Origin of the sequence: Stieleria maiorica, assembly GCF_008035925.1 — a bacterium.
Classification (GTDB): domain Bacteria; phylum Planctomycetota; class Planctomycetia; order Pirellulales; family Pirellulaceae; genus Stieleria; species Stieleria maiorica.
On record NZ_CP036264.1, the window covers coordinates 6,862,098 to 6,882,628 of the forward strand.

The 20,531-nt window shown below is 59.1% G+C and carries 13 protein-coding genes, 2 tRNA genes and 2 rRNA genes; 5 read left to right on the plus strand and 12 right to left on the minus strand.

The genetic code is table 11. The features are described 5' to 3' along the window. Positions 1-92 precede the first annotated feature (92 nt). A complete protein-coding gene (locus tag Mal15_RS23435; RefSeq protein WP_147869984.1) occupies positions 93-695 on the plus strand; it encodes a hypothetical protein in 603 nt (200 codons plus the stop codon). Positions 696-857: 162 nt separating this feature from the next. On the opposite strand, the gene Mal15_RS23440 is transcribed toward Mal15_RS23435, so the two are convergent. From Mal15_RS23440 to Mal15_RS23460, 5 genes are all read right to left on the minus strand, one after another. Next, on the minus strand, positions 858-2,585 hold the full coding sequence (locus Mal15_RS23440; protein WP_147869985.1) for a hypothetical protein: 1,728 nt from the start codon (positions 2,583-2,585) through the stop codon (positions 858-860). A 486-nt stretch (positions 2,586-3,071) separates the two neighbouring features. Continuing rightward, a 5S ribosomal RNA gene (rrf, locus tag Mal15_RS23445) occupies positions 3,072-3,180 on the minus strand. Positions 3,181-3,296: 116 nt separating this feature from the next. Then, a 23S ribosomal RNA gene (locus Mal15_RS23450) occupies positions 3,297-6,145 on the minus strand. A 769-nt stretch (positions 6,146-6,914) separates the two neighbouring features. Then, positions 6,915-6,987: transfer RNA gene (locus Mal15_RS23455), tRNA-Ala, on the minus strand. A 74-nt stretch (positions 6,988-7,061) separates the two neighbouring features. Continuing rightward, positions 7,062-7,135: transfer RNA gene (locus Mal15_RS23460), tRNA-Ile, on the minus strand. A gap of 505 nt (positions 7,136-7,640) precedes the next feature. Between Mal15_RS23460 and Mal15_RS23465 the strand changes: the two genes are divergently transcribed. Next, positions 7,641-9,503 (plus strand): redoxin domain-containing protein, encoded by a 1,863-nt coding sequence (locus Mal15_RS23465; RefSeq protein WP_233902979.1) that lies wholly within the window; start codon positions 7,641-7,643, stop codon positions 9,501-9,503. Positions 9,504-9,657: 154 nt separating this feature from the next. On the opposite strand, the gene Mal15_RS23470 is transcribed toward Mal15_RS23465, so the two are convergent. After that, a complete protein-coding gene (locus Mal15_RS23470; RefSeq protein ID WP_233902980.1) occupies positions 9,658-10,206 on the minus strand; it encodes a GNAT family N-acetyltransferase in 549 nt (182 codons plus the stop codon). 24 nt (positions 10,207-10,230) lie between these two features. Continuing rightward, positions 10,231-11,724: a shikimate dehydrogenase gene (gene aroE, locus Mal15_RS23475; RefSeq protein WP_147869987.1), complete on the minus strand. Its 1,494-nt coding sequence runs from the start codon at positions 11,722-11,724 to the stop codon at positions 10,231-10,233. A gap of 335 nt (positions 11,725-12,059) precedes the next feature. Here aroE and Mal15_RS23480 point away from each other — a divergent pair, with 335 nt between their 5' ends. After that, positions 12,060-13,229 (plus strand): outer membrane protein assembly factor BamB family protein, encoded by a 1,170-nt coding sequence (locus Mal15_RS23480; protein WP_147869988.1) that lies wholly within the window; start codon positions 12,060-12,062, stop codon positions 13,227-13,229. A gap of 44 nt (positions 13,230-13,273) precedes the next feature. On the opposite strand, the gene hisI is transcribed toward Mal15_RS23480, so the two are convergent. Next, on the minus strand, positions 13,274-13,669 hold the full coding sequence (hisI, locus tag Mal15_RS23485; RefSeq protein ID WP_147869989.1) for a phosphoribosyl-AMP cyclohydrolase: 396 nt from the start codon (positions 13,667-13,669) through the stop codon (positions 13,274-13,276). 222 nt (positions 13,670-13,891) lie between these two features. On the opposite strand from hisI, the gene Mal15_RS23495 reads away from it, so the two are divergent. Then, entirely contained in the window at positions 13,892-14,536 is a 645-nt protein-coding gene (locus Mal15_RS23495; RefSeq protein ID WP_147869991.1) for a glycosyltransferase family 2 protein, read from the plus strand. Between the two features lie 205 nt (positions 14,537-14,741). Here Mal15_RS23495 and Mal15_RS23500 read toward each other — a convergent pair whose 3' ends face one another. The 3 genes from Mal15_RS23500 to Mal15_RS23510 all read right to left on the minus strand — a co-directional run bounded on the left by Mal15_RS23500 (position 14,742) and on the right by Mal15_RS23510 (position 17,311). Then, positions 14,742-15,911: a polyprenyl synthetase family protein gene (locus Mal15_RS23500; RefSeq protein WP_147869992.1), complete on the minus strand. Its 1,170-nt coding sequence runs from the start codon at positions 15,909-15,911 to the stop codon at positions 14,742-14,744. Between the two features lie 125 nt (positions 15,912-16,036). After that, positions 16,037-16,525: a cyclic pyranopterin monophosphate synthase MoaC gene (moaC, locus tag Mal15_RS23505; protein WP_199773931.1), complete on the minus strand. Its 489-nt coding sequence runs from the start codon at positions 16,523-16,525 to the stop codon at positions 16,037-16,039. Positions 16,526-16,738: 213 nt separating this feature from the next. Continuing rightward, the gene (locus Mal15_RS23510) at positions 16,739-17,311 is read right to left on the minus strand and encodes a response regulator (protein WP_094412462.1); all 573 of its coding nucleotides are present in this window, start codon (positions 17,309-17,311) and stop codon (positions 16,739-16,741) included. 903 nt (positions 17,312-18,214) lie between these two features. Between Mal15_RS23510 and Mal15_RS23515 the strand changes: the two genes are divergently transcribed. Then, complete coding sequence (locus tag Mal15_RS23515; RefSeq protein ID WP_147869994.1) at positions 18,215-19,291, plus strand: M42 family metallopeptidase; 1,077 nt, start codon at positions 18,215-18,217, stop codon at positions 19,289-19,291. 164 nt (positions 19,292-19,455) lie between these two features. On the opposite strand, the gene Mal15_RS23520 is transcribed toward Mal15_RS23515, so the two are convergent. After that, positions 19,456-20,328, minus strand: a complete 873-nt coding sequence (locus Mal15_RS23520; protein WP_147869995.1) for a hypothetical protein — start codon at positions 20,326-20,328, stop codon at positions 19,456-19,458. Positions 20,329-20,531 lie beyond the last annotated feature (203 nt).

Sequence of the window (20,531 nt, forward strand, 5' to 3'; positions counted from 1 at the left end):
GATCTCCGTGACGCTTGCTTTCACCCGACTCCCGCCGTAACCTCCGGGTTCGTCACAAGAAAAGTCCGACGAATCTCTGGGAGTTGGAAACCGTGGATACCGCACCGATCGCGTCCCCAGTAGGCGGGCCGTTGAACCCCGCGGGCGGACCGTTAAACGAAGACCATTACCGCGAGCTGTTGGCAGCGACCAGCCTGATCCGGCCGGTGCGCCGCGCATCGCGGGTGGCCACGTTCAATGGTTGGACGGTCGGGGTGATCGCGGCCTTGTCGTTACCGTTCGCCTTCTTCGGGCTCGATGGCGTGGCGATCACGGTCGGATTGTCGACCGTCTGCGGCCTGGAGTTTTGGGGGCGGCGAAAATTGCTCCGATTTGACCCCGCGGGGGCAATCTGGCTGGGCTGGAATCAGGTCGGTTTTCTGGCGTTGATCGTCGCGTACTGTCTATGGATGCTGCTGGGCGACGTCCCCGACATCCGGGCCAATCCCGAGTTGTCCCGGTTGCTCGGTTCCGACGGCCAGCAACTCTACCAGGCATTGAATCTGACGGTTTACGGAAGCGTGATCGTGTTGAGCGTGATCTTTCAGGGCGGCAACGCGATTTATTATTTCACGCGTCGCCGTTACTTGATCGCCTATCAGCAACAAACAGCGCCCTGGGTGCGCGAGTTTTTCAAGATCATCCCTGTGGTGTAGTGGATGCGGGACGCCGCGACCGACTTGCCGGTCGCCCGTTGGCGATGACCCAGCCCGAAATAGGACCAATGGGGCGTATGCGACATATAGGTCCTATCGGTCGCATTGGTCCTATGCCGGCGCTGACATCCCGGGGAACCGCCGGCTTGCCGGACGGCGCCACTACGGTGCGTCCGCACTGATCATCCTCTTTTGCTCGGCGGCCTTCTTTCGCCATTTCGTCGATTCGTTCAGGTCTCCGGCGGTCGCGAAGGCGTCAGCGACGATCGTGTAGGCTTCGGCTAGGAGCTTGGGATCCTTTTGGTTTTTGCCTTCGCGGAAGGTCTTGGCGAATTCATCCATCTTCTTGCGCACTTCCGGCAATGCACAGATTCGTCGGCCTTCGCGTGTGGAGCAGCCGAAGACGACGCCGGCTAGTTTGTCCCACTCGCCCAAGCGATCCGTTCCTTTCCGCTGGACCGTCAGCGTGATTTCGGAACGTTCACCGGGGACCATCTCAATCTTGGTGTACCGGCGCCCCAGAAAGGCGGGCAGCTCATAACGATCGTCTTTGACGGTCAGACTCTGAGATCCCTTCGGCAACATCAATGTGCCAGCACCGTCTCGATCGGTTTGAATTTCAAACGGAAAGCCATAGTCTTCGTTGACAAACGCTTCGTAATCACGTTGATGGTCGCGAACACGGATCATGTCTTCGCCACGTAGCAGTGTATCGCAGTAGACCTGGGATCCGTTATTCCACCACTGAATGTTTGGCCAAGAACCAACCTTAGCGCCTTTGACCGGCTGCTCTAGTTCGTCAACAACAGTGATGTCACACGGGACCAAGGGCTCCATGGTCAACACGACCGGGTCGCCTTGATCCGGGCGTATCACCTGAGCGCGCAAGTAGGGATCCGGGTTGCGTGGATTGGCGACCTCGGGTGGCGCTTCACCGGACTCGCCGATATACCCGTTGCAAATTCCCGCCAACTGGATCGCTTCACCCGTCGGCCATACCGGAATCACAAAGTCACCGTTTTGGGAAACCGGGCTCCAAGAAACGAAACCGGCTCGGTCGTGACCGACAGACGGATCCAGTGTCCAGTAGACCACACGACCATTGCGGATCGGGCGCGGCACCGACGGATCCAACTGGCCCTTGATCGGGACGACGGGCTTCAATTCAACCGCGATCTCGTTGCGCCCGTCGGCTTTCAGATTCACGTCGACGATCCGGCTGGCGTGGGTGATTTGGTCGTCATCGACACGCATGAGCAGCACGCTCGCATCCCCCAGTTCCAACGACGGAAATCTCAGCGTCTCCGAATCGACCGCTTCCATCACACCGGGGTCTCTCCAACTGCGGCTGTCGGACCAGTTGGCAACGATCAGTTTTGGGTCAGCCGGTTGGCCGTCGATCAGCGGACGAACGAACAGATCCGCACCGCGTTTGAGCACCACCGGATCGGCGGTATTTGGATCGTGCGGAAGATCAAGGTGGATCGCACCTTCAAGGACATAGTCGCGATGGTCCACCCGGACAGAGACCCCGATGGTCTTGGTTTGCTCAGCGACATTGCGAAACATCGGGTACTTCACGATCGCGATGCCATCCTCGTCGGTTTGCGATGTTTCGGGTTTGGTTTCCGAGCGGTCCTTTCCGCTATCGGTCCAACGTCCGTGGCCTTGGCCGCTGCGCAGCGCCCAGGGGGTGACGCGGGCGCCTGCGACGGGATCCCCGGCCTCGTTGACCACCCGCAACTGGAGTGATTCGGTGGTCTGGAAGACAGGCCCGGTCGAATCGCCGAGCACGGAAAACGCCAAATCCTTCGCTGGATCTTGGGCCGCGGCAGAACTGATCGCGACTGCGACGCAGATTGTCAAACCAAAACCGATCGAAGTCTTCATTGGATGGCTACCCCTGATTGTTGATGGAAATCGTGTCACTGATCCCGACGCGTTGATGCAATGCGAATTGGTGTACTATCGAGATAGTGCAGTTGTATCCCCTCTGCATGGCGGCTGTCAATCAATTCGGTGGTTGATCGGCCGAGGGCGGCAGTGGCTGGTCGTACGCCGGCCCTTCCGGGCGGGCGCTGGCCGGTTTACCGGCCACGGGGTGGGGGGAATCACCAGCGGGAAATAGGACCAATGGGACACATGGGACGTATAGGTCCTATCGGTCCCATAGGTCCTATTTCCGTGTTGCCAGCGCCGGGGGAGCCGCCTGCGGCGGCCCACGCCGGCCCGGAAGGGCCGGCGTACATCAAAACCGCCGGCCCGGAAGGGCCGGCGTACAGCAAAACCGCCGGCCCAGAAGGGCCGGTGTACAGCAGACAACAGGGCGCGCACAAAAAAACCCTTCGACGGAGAACCGTCGAAGGATTTTTTAAAAAATGGCGAGACCTACTTTCACGCTGGTGGGCACTATCATCGGCTCGGAAAGCTTAACTGCTGTGTTCGGGATGGGAACAGGTGGGACCTTTCCGATATGGTCGCCAAAAGACCGTGTGAGGGGTATTTCGCCCAGCACACGGCCGGTTGTCTGGTAATGGCAGTTACTTCGAACCAAACGTTATCCGAAGCGACGCATGACAGAATCATGAGTGCGGGATATCGATGGCCAATCCTTCGTCCGTTAGTACCGGTTAGCTGAACACGTTACCGTGCTTACACATCCGGCCTATCAACCTGGTCGTCTTCCAGGGGACTTTCGACAGTTGTCTACGAAACCTAATCTTAGAGCGGGCTTCACGCTTAGATGCTTTCAGCGTTTATCCTTTCCGAAGTTAGCTATCCAGCCGTGCCGCTAGCGCGACAACTGGTACACCAGAGCTTCGTCCAACTAAATCCTCTCGTACTAAAGTTGAATCTCTTCAAGTTTCGAACGCCCACGGCAGATAGGGACCGACCTGTCTCACGACGGTCTGAACCCAGCTCACGTACCACTTTCATTGGCGAACAGCCAAACCCTTGGGAGCTTCTACACCCCCAGGATGTGATGAGCCGACATCGAGGTGCCAAACCGCATCGCCGCTGTGGACGCTCGGATGCGATAAGCCTGTTATCCCCGGAGTACCTTTTATCTGATGAGCGATAACCCTTCCATTCGGGATTACCGGATCACTAAGGCCAACTTTCGTTCCTGCTCGAGTGATGGCTCTCGCAGTCAAGCACACTTCTACCTTTACGCTCTTCGCCTGATTGCCGACCAGGCTGAGTGTACCTTTGCACTCCTCCGTTACTCTTTGGGAGGAGACCGCCCCAGTCAAACTGCCCGACTGACATTGTCCTTTGCCTGGATTCACAGGATCAAAGTTAGAATTAAAATATGACCAGGCTGGTATTTCAACAACGGCTCCTTCGACACTGGCGTGCCGAGCTCAAAGCCTCCCAGCTATCCTACACAAGACATATCTCAACCCAATATCAGCCTACAGTAAAGGTTCACGGGGTCTTTCCGTCTAACCGCGGGTACGTGGCATCTTCACCACGACTACAATTTCACCGGGTCGGTGGTTGAGACAGTGCTGAATTCGTTACGCCTTTCATGCAGGTCGGAACTTACCCGACAAGGAACTTCGCTACCTTAGGACCCTCATAGTTAGGGCCGCCGTTTACTGGGGCTTCGGTCGCTTGCTTCGCTTGCGCTAACAATCTTCCTTAACCTACCAGCACCGGGCAGGCGTCAGTCTCTATACATCCACTTGCGTGTTAGCAGAGACCTGTGTTTTTGATAAACAGTCGATACAGCCGATTTTCTGTGGCCTCAGGTAGCGTGAACCACCCGAGGCGCCCCTTATCGCGAACTTACGGGGCCATTTTGCAGAGTTCCTTAACCACCGTTCTCCCGAGCGCCTTAGAATACTCTTCTCGCCTACCTGTGTCAGTTTTAGTACGGTCAGTTGCTTAACCTAGCAGCTTTTCTTGGACGTCCTTCCAATGACTTCGAGAACTTAAGTGCTCTCGAGCTACGCCTTGAATTGCGAGGGTGATTTAATCCCCTCCATCTCGGCCTTCGCTACGGACATTTCTATTCGTACCGCTCACTTTCTGGACGCCGTCCCTGCATCGGATACACAACCGGCGAAGGAATGTTGACCTTCTCTCCATCGTCTACGCCTTTCGGCCTCGACTAAGGTGCCGGCTAACCCTGGGCGGAATTGCCTTCCCCAGGAAACCTTAGGCTTTCGGCGAACAGGATTCTCACCTGTTTTATCGTTACTCATTCCGGCATAATCACTCGATGACCCCGACACCACTCGTTACCGTATGGCTCGTATCTGATCATCGACGCTCTCCTACCGCTTGTGCTAGGCACAAGCCCGCTGCTTCGGTGACACACTTACTCCCGTTCATTATCGGCGCAGAAATGCTCGACTGGTAAGCTGTTACGCACTTTTTAAATGGTGGCTGCTTCTAAGCCAACATCCCAGCTGTCACAGCACTTCAACTTCCTTAGTGACTAAGTATGTCTTAGGGACCTTAGCAGGCGATCTGGGTTGTTTCCCTCTCGACCCTGGAGCTTATCCCCCAGGGACTGACTGCCGAGATAATTTTACCGGTATTCGGAGTTTGGTTCGGTGAGGTACCCCGGGAAGGGCCCCCATCCGATTCAGTCTCTCTACCCCCGGTAAATAGTGGCTCGACGCTATCCCTCAAGATATTTCGGAGAGAACGAGCTATCTGCTGGTTTGATTACACTTTCAGTCCTCCCCACAGGTCATCCCCTCAGTTTTCAACCTAAGTGGGTTCGGTCCTCCACGCAGTTTAACCCACGCTTCAACCTGCCCATGGGTAGATCACACAGCTTTCGCGTCTGCAGCATACGACAATATTCGCCCTATTCAGACTCGGTTTCCCTTGGGCTTCGTTCCGGAGGAACTTAACCAAGCCGCATACCACAACTCGCCGGATCATTATGCAAAAGGCACGCCGTCACCCGTTCAAATCGGGCTCCGACCGCTTGTAGGCACATGGTTTCAGGTTCACTGTCCTCCCCTTACAGGGGTTCTTCTCACCATTCACTCACGCTACTGGTTAGCTATCGGTCATTAAGGAGTATTTAGCCTTGCGGGATGGTCCCCGCGGATTCAGTCCAGGTTTCACGTGACTGGACCTACTCAGGTGCTCCTACGATGCGTGTTTATTTTCGTGTACGGGACTGTCACCCTCTGTGGCGGAACTTTCCTGAACCTTCCACTAACAACACACAATTCGATATTGGAGTCCTACAACCCCCAGAGGGAAACCCTCTGAGTTTGGGCTATTCCGATTTCGCTCGCCGCTACTGACGGAATCGATTTTTCTTTCTCTTCCTCTGGTTACTTAGATGTTTCAGTTCACCAGGTTGGATAGGGTATCCCGGGATCATCGCTTGTTTGTCAACTCCCCCAGGCATTTCGCAGACTTCCACGCCCATTCTCTTAATGCCAAGGCATCCCCCATGTGCCCTTGGTAGATTGGCCAACGAAATCCCGAACTCAACACTCAAGTCGAACCGGCCGAAGCCGACGCAACCTGACGCCAAGAATCGTGATCGTCGTTTGTGCTAATCACCATAACGATATCACATGACTGGATTGATCGATCACAGCACCGCGGTCGCGATGCCACAACGTCACAAATCAGTATTCGCACAGAATCCTGTCAGATTCGCTTCTAATCGGCCAGCAACTTTTCGCCAGGGCTTAAGGAACCCTGTCGACGTTCACTGGCCACGCTTGTTCCGAAGAACTTTGTAGTCGCCGATCAATCGATTTCGATCGACCGGCAGATTACTGATGCCAATTACCAAACAACCAAATTGTCAAAAATCAGTTCTCCGTTTCCGGCCCGCGTCGCGGGGGAAAGCGAAGGACACTGCGTGTGCAGCCGCCCGCCGCAGAACTTTGCGGCGAGCGGTCACTCACGAGCGAGGCGGGAAGATAGAGCCGACAGCCGTGGGCGTCAACCGTTCTTCATCGGAAAACCAAGAAAACTTTTTCTTAGCTTTCCGCCGCGGCCTACCGCGGCCCCGCAACGGGGTTTTTCCCGTGCGGGAGTGAAAAAAGGAAAGAGGTTGAGCTGCTCGGTGTGTCCGGGCGGGCTGCCGTCGCTGTCAAATCACGACTCGCGGGGCCAGTATTTGGCCGGTGCGGTACATGATTTGCTTGCAGCGGCAAGCTCATCTCCTTGGCTCAGCCTGTCGCCGACGCTCGGCCGTGACGACTGATCCTTCTTTCTGTTTAACCGAAGTGGAGGTAGACGGACTTGAACCGACGACCTCCTGCGTGCAAAGCAGGCGCTCTCCCAACTGAGCTATACCCCCTTCGGGTCGCATCTCCGACGGAGATGCCTCTCAAAATTGATGTTTCAAATCTGAGGTTTCGGCCGATGGCCGAGTGGGCGTGCCAGAACTCGAATCTGGGACCTCGTCGTTATCAGCGACGCGCTCTAACCAACTGAGCTACACGCCCGTGTTTGTTCGCTAACGCTTGCTTGATGAGGAGGCGTTCCTGTCAAACAAGTGTTCAGCCAGAGCCGTCTCTCACGGCAAGTTCCGTCGAGCGAGGGAGAAGTTTACGCAAACCAATTGGGCTGTCAAAGCCAAGTTGGCATTCTGAGCGAAAAAAGCTTCTCCGTGACCGACACGTTCCACCGCGTCGACCGTCTCCAGAGGGCTGCTCTGGCGAAGTTTCGCTGTCGGTGGACCAGTTTTATTCGGCACGAGAACGTTTTCACTTAAATCGACATTCCAACAAATGCCGAGGTTCGGTCAAAATACTCGGCGTATCAACCCTCCCACTCTATTGGACACCCGTGAAGATGATGGATCGTTCCACTCGGCGACCACCCCTGGTAGACCCCCCACCCCTGGTGGACCCCTCTGCGCGACGTCGATCGCGCCGCCGCGCGACGTCTTTCGCGACGCCCACGAGGCACAGCAAGTGGAGGCACAGCAAGTGGCTGTGCCTCGGTCTGTTGGCAGTCGCGGCGGCATTGTTTGCCGGGCTGCCCCCCGAGGCGTGGGCGCAAAGCCCCACTGCGGCCCAGGCGCTCGCACTCAAACCGCTTCAGCCCGACGCAACGTATGAGACCGTTCCGGCCGACGCCGTCGCCAAATGCACCGTCAACGACATCACCGAGGCCGGCCAAAATGGCTGGGAAGTGGTCGCTGCGGACGGCCAAATGCTGCGCCGGTTCGTCGACACCAACGGCGACAAGAAGATTGATTTGTGGTCGTACTTCAACTACGGGGTGGAGGCCTATCGCGACATCGATGCGGATTTCAACGGGAAAGCCGACCAGTATCGCTGGCTGGGCAACAGCGGCACCCGCTGGGGCCTGGACCAGGATGAAGACGGCCGGATCGATTCCTGGCGACGAATTTCCGCCGAAGAAGTCTCCGCCGAAGTCGTCGCGGCACTCCGCGACAAGGACCCGCGGCGGTTCGTCCGCCTGCTTGCCACGCCGTCGGAGTTGAAGGCGTTGGGGCTGGGCGAAGCCAAGCTGGCCGAACTGGAGATGAAAGCGAAGCTGGCCGCCCGCAATTTTGCCGAACTGGCCAAGAACCAAACCGTGATCGGGCCCGATACCGAATGGTTGCAATTCGCCGCCCCGGCGCCCGGGTTGGTTCCCGAGGGGACCGGCGGTTCGACCAAAGACGTCGTGGTCTACGAAAACGTCGTCGCGATGTACGAAAACGGCGGCCAGAGCGGCCAGTTGATGGTCGGGACGCTGGTTCAGGTCGACGACCGCTGGCGAATGGTCACCCTGCCCAACGTCGGCAGCGAAGACGGCGCGTTGACGCAAACCGGCGGGCTGTTCTTTACGCCCGGCGGCGTCGCGACAGCCGCAATGCCGAGCACCGATTCCGGGCTCCAGGATCTGGTCACCCAGCTCGAGTCGCTGGACAAAAAACTGGCGTCCGCCGGAGAAGCCGGGTTGCCCGCGTTGCATGCCGCCCGCGCCGAATTGGTCGAAAAGCTGATCACCGCCAGCGGCAATGACGAAGACCGGGCGACCTGGACGCGTCAATTGGTTGACACCGTCAGTGTCGCGGTGCAAAGCGGGCAGTACCCCAGCGGACTGGACCGCTTGAAAACCGTTTCCGGTAAATTCGCACGCTCCAACGAGGCGTTGGCGGCCTATGCCGATTACCAGGCGATCCAGGCGGATTACTTCCTGAAACAAACACCGGACGCGGATTTCGAAAAGGTCCAAACGTGGTACCTGCAAACCCTGGCCGACTTTGTCGATTCGCATCCCCGCACGATCGAAGCCGCCCAGGCGATGCTGCAACTGGCGCTGGCCAAAGAGTTTGAAGACAACGAGAAAGACGCCCTGGCGTACTACCGCAAGGTGCGCGACGGCTACAAGGGCACCGAAGCGGGCGAGAAAGCAGCCGGTGCGGTCCAGCGGCTGGAATCCGTGGGACGCAAAATCGAACTCGAGGGTGCCACGCTGGACGGAAAGACGTTCAAACTCTCGGCGCTTCGCGGCCGGCCGGTGGTCATCCACTACTGGGCCACCTGGTGCGAACCGTGCAAGCAGGACATGAAGCTGCTGAGCCGTTTGCAGGGCCGCTACAAGCGGCAAGGGTTGACGCTGGTCGGCATCAACGTCGACGCCCGTCGCGCTGACGCCGAGGGCTTTGTCCGCGAAAACCGTCTGCCCTGGATCCAGCTGTTCGAAGAAGGCGGCCTGGAATCCAGCCGGCTGTCAAAGGCCTTCGGCGTGCAAACGTTGCCGACGATGATGCTGGTCGACAAAGATGGCACCGTCGTTCGGCACAACGTCCGAGCCGCCGAGCTGGACGCCGCGATCGAAGAGATGGTGAAGTAAGAAGCGTTTCGTGCCTCGTTCCCGGGCTCCGCCTGGGAACGGGGCTTTCCGGAGGCTCCGCCTCGAGGGCCTCGTGACGTGTGGCGGGAGCCACACCTGCATTACGTTCCAAGGCGGAGCCTTGGAACGAGGTTGGAAACTCGAAACTCGCTCCCTAACTCCGGTCCTCGTACGGCCGGGGGCGGAGCTGTTGGAACAGAGCACGCTTCTGGTCGGGGAGCGAGTAGTGGAAGCCGCAGTTTTCCAAGAACCGATCGGAGGAGCTGATGGCCATGATTTCCATGATGCCCAAATCCCTGGCGCGGTCGACACACATCTGGACCAGGCGTTTTCCGACCCCGAACCGTTGGAAATCGGGGTGCACGGCCAGGCATTGCAGTTCGGCCAGCTTGGGGCTGTAGACTTCGACGGCGGAAAACCCGACGCAGCGTTGAGCGGGTTCCTCGGGTGCCGTTTCGTCGCTCGACGCTTCGTTTCCGGGGGCATCGCCGGGCGGTGTTCCCTCCTCCGGCGTTTCATTGATCATGGCGATGAAGCCGTGCCGGGTGAGTTCAATCAGTTCGGCATGGGTGCGTGACAGCAGCAACCGTTGCATCACGAAGGGACGCAGCAGGGCATGGATCGCCGCGGCGTCGCTGGGCAGCGCCTGTCGCAATTGGGGCACCGCCAACGGCGACGGTGATTCGGATTGATTGTCGTTCAATGCAGTGACCTAACCCTTGGATCGTCAGTGCAACTGGACCGGGTTGGTCGCTTGCTTGATCGTTTTTCGCAACAGCATTGCCGGTGCGTCTTTGCCGGTGAACAGTTTGAACTGGTAGGCCGCCTGGCGAACGAACATGTCGATGCCGGTGATGATCCGGCACTGCGCCCGTTTGGCGTATTTGACCAGCAGCGTGTTTTCGGGGTTGTACACGGTGTCAAAGACGACCATGAACTGGTTGAGCCCCGATGCATTGAAGGGCGATTTGTCAACGTCGGGGTGCATGCCGACCGGGGTCCCGTTGATCAGCAGTTGGACCTTTTGATTGTGACGGTCTTCCCAGGGCACGACGCGGCAACCGACCTCGGAGGCCAACAGTCGGGCGCGTTCTTCGGTACGCGAGGTGATCACGACGTCGGCCTGGCGCTGCCGCAATCCCCAGGCGATCGCGCGGGACACGCCGCCGGCGCCCAGCACCATCGCGGTGACACCCTGCAACGCGTTTTCACGGGGGACATCTTTTCGTTCCAAAAGTTCGACGATGCAGTCCATCGCGGCGCGATAGTCGGTGTTGTAGCCGAGTCGTTCCCCTTCGTGAAAAACCATGGTGTTGATCGCGCCGATCCCGTTGGCGCTCGATTCGGCCTGGGTGCAGTAGTCCAACGCGCGCTCTTTGTGGGGGATGGTGATGCTGATCCCGCGGAGTCCGATTTTGTCGACGCTGTCCATGAAGTGGTGCAGGTCATCTTGAGGGACACGCAGCGGCAGATAGCGCGCATTCATTTCCTCTGCCTGGAAGGCCGTGTTGTGCACCAGTGGGCTGTAACTATGGGCGACCGGATCGGCGATCACCCCGAACAGCTCGGTGTCCGCGTTGATGTTCTTGACGTCATACAGGCTGTTCATCTCCTTCCAATTCAACTGTCCCGGCGCCATCTTCTTGTCGGTGCTGTAGGTGGCGTAGGTGAACGGGGCGCCGAATCGATTGGCCAGGATACGGGTGATCGTTCCGATTTCTCCCATGCAGATCCCGATCGTGGGGATTTTGGCGTTGCGGATCAGGTCGAACATGCGGACGTTGTCGGCAAAGGAATTCGCCATCGTCGCGATCTTGACGATGTCGGCGTCCTCTTCGGCCATCGCCGCGTGCAGGTCTTCCAGATTGTCCGGGGTGCCGGAGAAATCGTGGTAACTGATGATGCGTTTGGTGTTGCCGTAACGCGGGATTTGGGCCGCCACGTCAGCCTCGATGTCGACGTATTCGGCGCCGGCGACGATCGCCGATCGCAGCAGCATCAGTCGATCCTGCTCGCTTTTCGTCCAACGCCCCCCGTCTTGACGCCGTCGAACGGTCATCACGACCGGCCCCGGTCGATTGTCCATCAGACGTTTCAGATTGACGGCTCGACCGACATAGTCCAGCCGCAATTCCACAAGTTCGGCGCCTTGTTCAACCAAATGCTTGTGTTCGCCAATCATCCGGGTGTGGCGACTGCGACCGAGACTGACACAAATCATAGGGTTTCGAAATCAGAGGAAGGAGGGGGAAGTGAAGCTTGCGGCGGCCGCCGGCGGGGGGCTCAGTGAAGAGTTTACTGTGTGGCGTGCCGCCCGCGTATAATAGGTCGCGGCGGATGCAACGGTCAGGGGTGCATTTTAATTCCTCGGGGGCAGCGGTCCCCAGGGTTCGCGCCAGTTACCGGGCCCCTCCATTGTTTTGTTCGTGTCGCGAAATGACGCCATCTCCACAACCCGAAGCGACGCGACCGCAAAATCCGACGCGGCCGCAAAAAACGATGTGATTAGAGGTCCGGAGGCTCGCGCAATTTGTCTTTTAGTCGAGAATTAGAATAATGGAATTGTCCCCTGTTGAATCGACCTCCCGACGCAGTGACGCGGGCGGTCGGCGGTTTTTTTGCAGACTCGGATTCTCCCTCGTCGGCTTGATTGGTTTTGCCGTTTTCGGAAGCGTTTGCTCGGCTGCGGACTGGCGTTTTCCGCGCGGCGACGCGGCGGCATCCGGAGCGACGACGGCACAGTTGCCCGATGAGTTGGCGGTGGCATGGGAATTCACTGCCGACGATGCGATCGAATCGACGCCGATCGTCGTCGGTGACCGCGTCTTTGTCGCCGATGTGATGGGCAAAATCTATTGCCTGGCTCGCGGCGACGGACAACAGCGGTGGCGAAAGGATTTCGGGACCGGATTCCTGGCCTCGCCCGTGATCGCCGGAGAGCGACTGGTCATCGGGGATTATGACGGCAACGTCTACGCGATCTCCGCCGCAGACGGTACGGAGCTTTGGACCGCGACCACCGAAGGCGAAATCAGCGGTTCGGCGGCGATTTTCGAGGACAAGGTCTTGGTCGCCTGCCAGGACGGCAAACTTTACTGTTTCGAATTGGCGACGGGAAAGCCGGTTTGGACCTATGCCGCCGAAGACCAGATCCAATGTTCGCCCACGATCGCGGGCGACCGGACCTTTCTGGGCGGCTGCGACGCCAAATTGCATGTGGTGGATCTGAAGACGGGCGAGGCCGACGGGGACGCGATGCCGCTGGAGGGGCCGACGGGCAGCACGCCGGCCGTCCGCGGTGACCTGGCGATCTTGCCGACCCATGACGGTTCGGTGTTCGCGTTTGACTGGAAGAACAAGCAACAGCGATGGCGCTACGAGGACCCCCTGCAGGCACAAGAGTATCGCAACAGCGCAGCGATCTCCGCGGACGTCGCCGTTGTCAGCAGCCAGCGCAAACAGGTCGATGCGATCGATTTGAAAACGGGAAAGCGGCTTTGGCGACACACGCTGCGGCGGTTTGCCGACGCATCGCCGGTGATCGCCGGTGCGGATGTTTGGATCCCGGCGACCGACGGTCGTTTGTTGCGATTGGCGTTGGCCGACGGAAGCGTGAAATGGACCTACGAGATCCGCGGCAGCTTTGTCGCCGGCGTCGCCGTCACCGACAGCGAGTTGTTCGTCGCCGATGACGAAGGCGTGGTGCGCTGCTTTCGGGGCAAGTGATCAGGGCAAGTGATCAGGGCGAGACACCAGCGGTCGATGACGGACTACTTGCCATAAACCTCTTTCGGGTCGACCAACCGCGGGTCGACGACCGTCAGCGAGGCATCTTGGGGGTCGACCGAGCGAAAGAAACAGCTCTCATAGCCTTCGTGGCAGGCGGCGCCGGTTTGTTCGACCCGCAACAGGATCGTGTCGCGATCACAATCCACGCGAATCTCTTTGACACGTTGGCGGTGTCCGCTGGTTTCGCCTTTCCGCCACAGCGATTTTCGGCTGCGGCTGTAATAAACCGCCTGGCCGGTTGCCAAGGTCTCTCGCAGCGCGTCTTCGTTCATCCACGCCATCATCAAGACGCGGTCGTTCTCGGCGTCCTGCGCGATCACCGGCAACAGTCCGTCGGCGCCACGAGAGAAATCAACAGCGGTGGAGACATCGATCACGGTGAAATTTCCGGGGGGGAATCGAGACGGGAGGCGAAGATTATAGGCAGATTCGTAATAAACGGAACGACTGTCGCGGGGCTTGCCGACGAAATGATCAGCCCGGAGCGGTCGCTGAAGGCACTGCCGCGCGGCGGACGATAACCCGGGCAGCGGTGTTTGTTCGCCGTTTGCCGAGCACGTTTTGCCGAGCAGGTGTTTCCTTCAGTGGGGTTTTCCTTGATGTCGCCGACAAGATTGTCCATCGTTCTGCCGGTCCGCGATCGGCAGGATGAAATCGCACAGCGGGTGGAAAGCGTCCTGGAGGGGCTGGTCGATTTGACCAGTGAAGTGGCGGAGGTGATCGTCGTCAATGACGGCAGTCGGGACGACACGCAGGAGGTTTTGGAGACGCTGCAGGTGAAGTACCCCCAGGTGCGGATCGCGCGCCACGACCGGCCGCGCGGCATGGAGGCGGCCGGCCAAACGGGTTTGGAACGGGCGACCGGCGAACTCGTGTTCATCCAGGAGAGCGACTCCGAGCTGCGGATGGAGGATGTTCGGCGGCTGTTGTTGATGAGCGAAGATGAATCGGTGGTCGCCGCCCGCGCCGAAAGCCGCCAGGAGCCGATTGCCCCGGCACTGCTGCGGCGGCTAAGGCAATGGGGCACCGACAAGCACACCCAAGTCGAACTCCGCGCCGATCAATGCCCGCCCTGTTCGGTGCAAATGATCCGCAAACCGCATCTGCAGCGTTTGTCGGCTCCCCGAGGAAAACGCTATTGGTTGCAAGGCCAAACCGATCGCATCCATGCCGTCGAGCGTGCGGCAGGTGGCGCGCGGGCACAGGTCGAAGCGCGGGCGAAGGTACAGAAGCCGGCGCGATGAACGGCTTATTGTTGTGAGCACGCTCGCGTGACCGAGCGGTCTGACGATCGACGAGTGCCGCGGCGCGAGCAAGGGGCAAAGCGGGGCCACTCGCTCGCGTTTCGGGCTCGTATGGTCCTGATCGTTCACCCCCGGTCGCTGCGAAGCATCGACCGGGGATCGGCTAAAGCCTAGACACCAGCGAACCCCTCCAACTGCGTTGAAGTCAGAACGAACGTTGGATCGAGAATTCCGCGATTTCGGCCAGGCAATGCTTGGCCGCGCCGGAGGGCAATTCGGTGATCGCGTCCAGGGCGCGCTGTTTGAAGTCCGCTGCCGTTTGAGCCGTGAATTCTCTGGCGTCGGACTGATCCAGCCAGCCACGGATCTGGGCGTGGCGGTCGGCGGCCGGACCGCGGAGCACTTCTAAAATCGCGGTGCGTTTGGTCGGCGTGGCGGTTTCCAACAGCCGGATCACCGGCAGCGTGATCTTGCCCTGGTCCAGGTCCGTTCCCAGCGTCTTGCCGACGGTGTGGTCGTCGCCCCACAGGTCCAGGAAATCGTCGGCGATCTGGAACGCGATCCCCAAGCTGTTGCCGTATTCGGCCAGTCGCGCGATCGTGTCGGCGTCGCAACCCGCCTCCGCGGCGGCCAGGGAGCAGGCCACCCGACACAGTTCGGCGGTTTTTCCCTGGATGATTTCGAAATAGGTGTCGCGATCGATTTCGACATCGTCGCGGCCGAGCACCTGTCGCAATTCCCCTTCGCAAACCAACCGCGCGGCTTGGCCGACCCACTGGCAGGTGCGGGTGCTTTCAAGCGTTGCGGCCAATTGAAAACTTTGGGCGAACAGGTAATCACCCAGCAGGATACTGGTGTGATTGTTCCACTGGGCGTTGATCGTCGGGACGTGACGGCGGGTCGCGGCGTCGTCCAACACGTCGTCGTGCACCAAGGTCGCCGTGTGCACCATTTCCAGGACCGCTCCGATCACAACATTGCTGGGCCGGACTCCGCCCAGGGCGTCGGCCATCAGCAGATGAATCGCCGGCCGGAGTCGTTTGCCGCCCAAAGCGACTCCGTGACGCAGCAGCGCCGAGACCCCTTCGAGTGGGCTCTGCAATTCCGACCGCAAGCGAGCTTCGACCTCCGCCAACGGGTTGAGGATGGGGGCGTAGAGTCGTTGCAGCAAAGCGGCGGCCGGCGGGGCCGTGGCTTGACCGCCCTGTTCACGCCCACCGGGATCGGTCGGGGGGGCCGGGTGGGAATCGCCTCGCGAGCCGCCCGAACCCGAGAAGCCTGAACGCGAGCCGCCGGAACGGGTGTCGCCGGCCCGGTAGTGGGCGTCGACTTGAACCGTGTCGGATCGGTCTCGAAATGTCTCGGAAGCGTCCATTTTCTTGCGCGTCGTTGCGGGGATTGGGGCTGGCCGTCAAGTCATACCCTGAAAAACCGCAATTAGAAACCAGAGACAACCAAAACAAAGGGGGCCGAGGTGCCGGGGGGCGACGATCGGTCGCATCAGCCCTGGGTTGGGGGCTGGCGCACGAAGGTCCCCGACTGGCCGCCGGCTTTGCCTTCCAACTGTGTGGGGCCGATCTGCATGGCCCGATCAACGGATTTCAGCATGTCGTACACGGTCAGGGAAGCGACACTCGCGGCGGTCAGGGCTTCCATTTCGATTCCGGTTTTGCCCGAGGTAACGCAGGTGACCCGGCAGATCAGTTGGTCGGTCGATTGGGGTCGGGATGCGTCGGCCGGTGACGGTTGCGGATGATCGGCCCAGTCAAACTGCACTTCGACCGATTCGATCGGGATCGCATGACAGAGGGGGATCAGGTGGGGCGTCCACTTGGTTGCCGCGATGGCGGCCAGTCGAGCAACGGCCAGCACATCGCCCTTGCGACTGGTTCCCTGCCGCACCAGTTCGGCTGCCTGGGCATTCATCATGATCCGCGACGATGCCGTCGCCGTGCGTTCGGTGACGCGTTTGCCGGAAACATCGACCATGTGGACGTTGCCATCGGCGTCGAAGTGGTTGGAAGGCACGATGGAAGTGTGAAGTAGAAAGTGTGAAGTGTGAAAGGTAGGAGGCTGGGCCAGCTTATCCACAATCAGCCAACAAAAAAACGCCACACATTCGCGGGAAATGTGTGGCGTTTTTTGAATGGTCGGTGGTGAAACGAGGCGTTTGCGTCGGCCGAATGCCTTCGCAGGCCGCGTTCACACCAGTTCTTTCTTTGCTCCGACGAGCGTTCGCAGTCGTTCAGCCAACAGGTGGGCGTCGAACGGTTTTTTGAACGTCTCGTTGATGCTACTTCGATCGAAACTCATCGGCTGGCCGTCATCGGGCAGCAGCGCGATCAGAATGACATCGGTGAAGTCGGCATTTTTGCGCAGGTTCTGGCAAATTTGCACGGCTTCGATTTTGCCGATCGAAAAGTCGACGATGATGCAGTCTGGCGTGAAGCTTTCGGCTTGAATTCCGGCTTCGAAACCGCTCGCGGCCACGGCGACCTTGAACGATTTTTCCGGCGGCAATTCACGCTTGAGGTTCTCGATCAAAACTTGATCTTGGGCGACGATCAGGCACTTGGCCATCGCTTCGTCTTCCAAGTCACCCAACGGCATGCCGTGTTCCTTCAGGAACTTGATCAGGTATTCACGTGGAATACGACGATCTTGTGATCCTGGGATTCGGTAGCCTTTCAAACGCCCCGAATCGAACCATTTCGAAACAGTTCGGGGTGCGACTTTGCAAATCTTGGCGACCTGTCCAGTCGTAAAGACCTTCATATCAGGCTCTCCATAACGCCTCGTTGATTATTCCCTCGAACAATGGTGCGTCGGTACCCAATGTTCTCATGGCCTTGGTCGATCGATCGTGCCGCACGCTTTCTCGTTCGCTTCATCTGTCTTACCGGTCCTGATCGGCGAGTCAAACTGTTTCGAACCTGAATGCTGTGTGTGCTGCAAACCGAACGCTGGGTCAGGCCACCCGGCTCACATCCTGTGACGCTTACCGAACGGGATCACTTGCTAGGTTTCAAACGTTGTAAAACGGAACGCTCCGTTTTTCGGGGTAGATGCTGTGACATCCGGCGACCAACGCCCAACGTTCCCATGGATGAAACACGGCGGACATGATGATGGGTGTAGTCATCAAGTCTGTGTTTGCAGGAACGTTCGGCTATAGTCGCCATCTGCCGTCGAGCAGGATGGATGTCGCGAACGCCACATGCACCGGCCCGAATGCTTTCCCAGAATCCCCCCTGGGCAGATCAACGATTCGGCTGCCACCAGCCCTCTCGCATCACGGCGGTCGAAACCGCTGCGGTGCGAGAAAACTCAGTCGAAAACTGTCGATCCGAGACTTAGTGTCGAGCAAAACCGCCCCAATTCTTTAGGGCGTTTGGAAGGGAACAAGCGTCATCGTCCCTGTGACGGGCCTTGACCGGATCAATCGGGACGGGCCCTTCGATGCGAATGATGCAAAACACCCGTGTTTCCGGGGCTTTAGACGCTACCGACGCCGTTTTAGTCGCACCGGAAACGACGATTTGTGGAGAAAAAAAACTTTTCGGAAAGTTCACTTTTGTGCCCGATCGGTCTAGACAGCGTGTCATTCGAGCGGTCATCTGCCCACCTTCGGCGAACCCGTTTCACCTTCATCGCGTCTCCCATCGAAATCGCAATTCCATGCAAGACAAAGCACGTGCCTTCTTTGATCAAGCCATCGCAACACCCAGTCCGTCGGGATACGAAGAGCGGATTCAACAACTCAATCGTGACTACATCACCCCCCATGCCGATCGCGTTCGCATCGATGTGCACGGCAACCTGATCGCCGAGTCGGGGGACGTCGACGGTCCGCGATTGATGTTGGCCGGACACTGCGACCAAATCGGAATGCTGGTTTCCTACATCGATGAAAACGGTTTCGTTTACGCTCAGACGATCGGCGGCTGGGACCCTCAGCAATTGATCGGCCAAGCGATGTCGATCTGGACCCAGGCCGGTGAAGTTCCCGCGGTCATCAGCCGCAAACCGATTCACTTGCTCAACGATCAGGAACGCAAAAAAGTCGTCTCGCTGGACGAGATGTGGTTGGACGTCGGTGCCACCAACGACCAGCAAGCGGCCGAGAAGATTCGCATCGGTGACCCGGTCACCTTGGACCTGCGGATGCGTCCGCTGATGAACTCACTGGTCAGCGGCCCCGGGATGGACAACAAAACCGGGATGTGGACGGTGATCGAAGCCCTTCGCCGCGCCAAGGAACTGGCCGGCACCGATGGCCTGGCCTGCCACCTGCACAGTGTCTCCACGGTCCAAGAAGAAATCGGCCTGCGGGGCGCCAAGACGGCCGCCGGGGGCATCGACCCGTCGGTCGCCATCGCCGTCGACGTCACCCATGCCTCGGACTGTCCGACCATCGACAAAAACAAGCAAGGCGACATCCGCCTGGGCGGCGGTCCGGTGATCTTCCGCGGCCCCAACATCAACCCCAAAGTCGCCGCGCGGTTGATGGAACTGGCCGACGCGAATGAAATCCCCTACCAACGTGCGGCCATCGGGCGAGCCACCCCCAACGACGCCAACGTCTTGCAGCTTCACGGCGCCGGCGTCGCGACCGGATTGGTCGCCATCCCCAACCGCTACATGCACTCGGCCGTCGAAGCCATCTCGATCGACGACATTGATCACGTCGCACAACTGTTGGCCCGTTTCGCGGCCGCTCTGAAGTCAGAGGATGACTTCACGCCGGGGGGGTGAGGAGTTGGGAGTGAAGGAGTTGGGAGTGAAGGAGTTGGGAGTGAAGGAGTTGGGAGTGAAGGAGTTGGGATGTTGAGAGTGAAGGTGCTAATAAACCATCTCCCTTCTCCCTTCTCCCAACTCCCTTCTCCTTCACTCCCAACTCCCATCTCCCTTCTCCCAACTCATCTCTTCTGCAGCCGCTCCAGCGGGACGTAGTAGCGTGAGTAGCGTTTTCCGTCGCTGAATTTTTGCCCGGCGGGGTTGGGGACCAGCACCGTCGCGCGGCGGGTGATGCGGTTGACCCGCCCTTGCATGCGGTGCCCGTCGTGGAAAAAGACGACGTCGTCACCGACGCGGATGTTGAAACGGACCGCGGCCCGCTCGCGTTGGGTGATCAGGTTGTGTTGGTAATCGGTGTGGCCGAAGTATCGGTTGGCGATCGACTGGTAACGGGCTTCGCTGCAATTGCCGTCATTCCAAATCAACATTTCGATCAAGTGCACGAACTCGTGCTCGGCGATCCGCTGCATCGCCTCCAAGCGGTCGTGACACAAGCACCCGGCCACCTCGATCGGACGGGAGACGTCTTCGAAGGTTTGGAACAGCAGGGTGCTGGAGAGGACGAGTTCGAATTGGCGTCGCCCGTCGTAGCTGCCTTCGGGGTATTGAGTGACCAATTTGCCGCCGACGCTGGTCATCCGTGAGGACAGATGGAACGAGATGCCTTCGGCCGACGCGGCGCTTAAAATCCGTCCTTCGAAAAAACGGTCATCGTACATGCGGATCATTCGAGCGACGTCGTCCGCGGCGACCTTCTGGAAATTCGGACCGTTGATGCAGCGACTGGTCACCAGCATTTGTTCATAGATCTGTCGCCGCCATTGATCGCGTTGCCGCGCGGGAAAGGTCCGAATCGCGACTTCTCCGGCCAGCCGACTCAAAACGGCGGGATCGCGTGGCGACGGTCGGCCCGGCAGCACCCCCGCCGATGCGGCGCGGGGCTGGCCTGTGGAAGGGCGGGGTCGATTCCTGGTGCGGGTCTGCCGATGCGTCATCCTGAAGCTCATGGAGGGGAGATGCTCGCATTCTAGACGATCACGGCCGATCAGGAGTAGCTCAATCGGCACGCTCAGATGCCGCCGAGAGACGCGGGAGGACACGCCGTCGGTGCGGAGAGGCACACTGGCGTGCGTTCGGGATAAAGTTCTGGGGAGGGACCTCCCTGTGGTTCAGCGACGGCCCGGAAGGAGCATCGTGC

What these genes read in the sequence shown, in the direction of transcription:
- Mal15_RS23440 (WP_147869985.1), bottom strand. Translation starts at nt 2,585, where the DNA reads ATGAAGACTTCGATCGGTTTTGGTTTGACAATCTGCGTCGCAGTCGCG.
- aroE (WP_147869987.1), bottom strand. Translation starts at nt 11,724, where the DNA reads ATGATTTGTGTCAGTCTCGGTCGCAGTCGCCACACCCGGATGATTGGC.
- Mal15_RS23480 (WP_147869988.1), top strand. Translation starts at nt 12,060, where the DNA reads ATGGAATTGTCCCCTGTTGAATCGACCTCCCGACGCAGTGACGCGGGC.
- Mal15_RS23495 (WP_147869991.1), top strand. Translation starts at nt 13,892, where the DNA reads ATGTCGCCGACAAGATTGTCCATCGTTCTGCCGGTCCGCGATCGGCAG.
- Mal15_RS23500 (WP_147869992.1), bottom strand. Translation starts at nt 15,911, where the DNA reads ATGGACGCTTCCGAGACATTTCGAGACCGATCCGACACGGTTCAAGTC.
- moaC (WP_199773931.1), bottom strand. Translation starts at nt 16,525, where the DNA reads ATGGTCGATGTTTCCGGCAAACGCGTCACCGAACGCACGGCGACGGCA.
- Mal15_RS23510 (WP_094412462.1), bottom strand. Translation starts at nt 17,311, where the DNA reads ATGAAGGTCTTTACGACTGGACAGGTCGCCAAGATTTGCAAAGTCGCA.
- Mal15_RS23515 (WP_147869994.1), top strand. Translation starts at nt 18,215, where the DNA reads ATGCAAGACAAAGCACGTGCCTTCTTTGATCAAGCCATCGCAACACCC.
- Mal15_RS23520 (WP_147869995.1), bottom strand. Translation starts at nt 20,328, where the DNA reads ATGACGCATCGGCAGACCCGCACCAGGAATCGACCCCGCCCTTCCACA.